The sequence below is a fragment of the Mangrovivirga halotolerans genome (genome assembly GCF_026241165.1).
Lineage (GTDB): Bacteria > Bacteroidota > Bacteroidia > Cytophagales > Cyclobacteriaceae > Mangrovivirga > Mangrovivirga halotolerans.
Map to the genome: position 1 here is coordinate 1 of NZ_JAPFQN010000034.1, position 831 is coordinate 831.

General features: G+C 43.2%; 1 protein-coding gene. It reads left to right on the plus strand.

All coding sequences use genetic code 11. The features are described from left to right. Nucleotides 1–59: 59 nt before the first annotated feature. The coding region (locus tag OO013_RS20345) for an IS110 family RNA-guided transposase (RefSeq protein ID WP_266058923.1) at nt 60–831 on the plus strand (772 nt) is incomplete at its 3' end.

Here is an 831-nt window from a genome sequence, read left to right on the forward strand (position 1 = left end):
ATAGTTCCCATGATATAATCCGAACCCGTAAAATAAGGGTAAACCAAACGAAAAACACCATGGGAACAGGATTAAAGTTATTCATTGGAATTGATGTTCACAAGCGTCAATGGAGTGTAAGTATCTTCACAGGTTCAATTCACCACCGGACTTTCAGTCAGCCACCCACACCAGAAGCCTTAAAAAGTTATTTGGAGACTCATTTTAAGGAGGCTCTGGTTATCTGTGCGTATGAAGCCAGTAAGTTTGGTTTCTGGATTGCCCATGAGCTGATCAGCTATGGGTATGATTGCCTGGTGGTGAATCCGGCAGACATTCCAACTACCAACAAGGAATCAACGGGAAAGACTGATCCGGTTGATAGTCGCAAAATTGCCAAAGCACTTCGGGCAGGGATGCTACGCGGTATTCATATACCAGACACTGAGCTTCAGGGGCATCGACAACTTTTTCGCTATCGAAAGAAGCTTTGGGGTGACCTGGTTCGGATCAAAAACCGGATAAAAGATAAGTTTATTTATTCAGGAGTAAAGATTCCAGCAGAATATGATAATCCGTATTGGAGTAAGGCATTTTTGGAGTGGCTCAGGCAAGTGGAGTTGCCCAGCATTCAGGCTCGTCAGACCCTGGACTACTTGCTGGATCAGTTTCATTTTATTTATCGTCATTTTCTAAAAGTGTCGATCTCAGTAAGGAAGTTGCAGCGACATCATCGTTATAAAACCAATGCGAAGTTATTGCGGAAGATACCGGGTATCGGACCGTTAACGACGGTGCAGTTATTGGTCGAGCTTGGCGATATCAATCGGTTTAAAAACTTTAAGCATTTTA